Consider the following 1,874-nt stretch of genomic DNA (forward strand, 5'->3'; position numbering starts at 1 on the left):
AGACAATAATTTACGATAAAAATTAAGAAAGAAAGAGGGAATTTTATGTGCTCAATTTTTGGAATTTTAGATATAAAAAGTGACCCTACGCCACTTCGCAAAGTTGCGCTTGAGATGTCAAAAAAGCTACGTCACAGAGGACCGGATTGGTCTGGAATTTATTCATCAGATAAAGCGATCTTGGCACATGAACGTCTTGCTATTGTCGGTTTGAACAGTGGAGCTCAACCTTTATATAGCAAAGATAAGCAACACATCCTTGCTGTAAATGGTGAAATCTATAACCATAAAGAGCTTCGTGCAAAATACGCCGATGATTATGATTTCCAAACGGATTCTGACTGTGAAGTTATTTTAGCTCTATATCGTGATAAAGGTGCTGATTTATTAGAAGACCTAAACGGTATTTTTGCTTTTATTCTTTATGATGAAGAAAAAGACGAATACTTAATCGGTCGTGACCACATTGGTATCATTCCTATGTATCACGGCTATGATGAGCATGGTAATTATTATATTGCTTCTGAAATGAAAGCGCTTGTTCCTGTATGTAAATCAATGAGTGAATTTCCTCCGGGTCACTTCTATTCTTCAAAAGATGCGGAACCAACTCGTTATTATGTGCGTGACTGGATGGAATATGATGCAGTAAAAGATAACCCAACGAGCAAAGACGATCTTAAACAAGCATTAGAAGATGCCGTTAAACGTCAATTAATGACGGATGTACCTTATGGTGTCCTTCTATCTGGTGGCCTTGATTCATCAATTACTTCAGCGGTTGCAAAGAAATTCGCAGCTATGCGTATTGAAGACAACGAAAAATCTGAAGCATGGTGGCCTCAACTGCATTCATTCGCCGTTGGCTTAGAAGGGGCTCCTGATTTAAAAGCAGCTCGCGAAGTCGCTAACCAAATAGGTACTGTCCATCATGAAATGACTTATACCATTCAAGAAGGCCTTGACGCTATTCGTGATGTTATTTATCACATTGAAACATATGATGTGACAACAATTCGAGCTTCTACGCCAATGTATTTATTGGGTCGTAAAATCAAAGCAATGGGCATCAAAATGGTACTGTCAGGTGAAGGTGCTGATGAAATCTTTGGTGGTTACTTATATTTCCATAAAGCACCAAATAAAAAAGAATTCCATGAAGAAACAGTACGTAAGTTGCTTGCTTTAAATATGTTTGATTGTGCTCGTGCCAATAAGTCACTCGCCGCTTGGGGAGTTGAAGGCCGTGTTCCTTTCTTAGATAAAGAATTTATTGATGTTGCTATGCGATTGAATCCACAAGATAAGATGTGTGGTAACGGAAAAATGGAAAAACACATTCTTCGCGAATGTTTTGAAGATGACTTACCAGAAGCCATTGCTTGGAGACAAAAAGAACAATTCTCTGATGGTGTAGGCTATGGTTGGATTGATTCTTTACGTGAAACTGCTGAAGCAAAAGTAACAGATCAACAAATGGAATCAGCAAAATTCCGCTTTCCATACAATACTCCATTAACTAAAGAAGCTTATGTGTATCGTGAGATCTTTGAAGAACTGTTCCCTCTTGAAGATGCAGCTAAATGCGTACCTGGTGGACCTTCTATCGCTTGTTCTTCTGCAAAGGCAATTGAGTGGGATGAATCATTTAAAAACTGTGCAGATCCATCAGGACGAGCCGTTCAAGCCATACATAACGAAGCTTATAGCTAACTAAAATAAGCATTCATAAAAAAAGCGCTCTTAGCGCTTTTTTTTATTTAGAAACCCACATTAATATTTTCGATTTTTATTTCTACTTTTTTATTTATTAATGTAATCAAAAGAATTGAACGCATCTCTCCATCTGCTTCTTTATAAATAGCATCAATCCC

1 protein-coding gene and 1 pseudogene are annotated in these 1,874 nt (G+C 37.6%); one reads left to right on the plus strand and one right to left on the minus strand.

The window, feature by feature from the left end; genetic code table 11:
• The first annotated feature begins 45 nt into the window (after positions 1-45).
• Complete coding sequence (asnB, locus tag AACV33_RS02485; RefSeq protein ID WP_017022419.1) at positions 46-1,713, plus strand: asparagine synthase B; 1,668 nt, start codon at positions 46-48, stop codon at positions 1,711-1,713.
• A gap of 47 nt (positions 1,714-1,760) precedes the next feature.
• Here the strand turns inward: asnB and AACV33_RS02490 are convergent.
• A pseudogene (locus AACV33_RS02490) lies at positions 1,761-1,874 on the minus strand (transcription/translation regulatory transformer protein RfaH); the annotation flags it as partial.

This window comes from Aliivibrio sp. SR45-2 (genome assembly GCF_963890165.1).
Classification (GTDB): domain Bacteria; phylum Pseudomonadota; class Gammaproteobacteria; order Enterobacterales; family Vibrionaceae; genus Aliivibrio; species Aliivibrio salmonicida.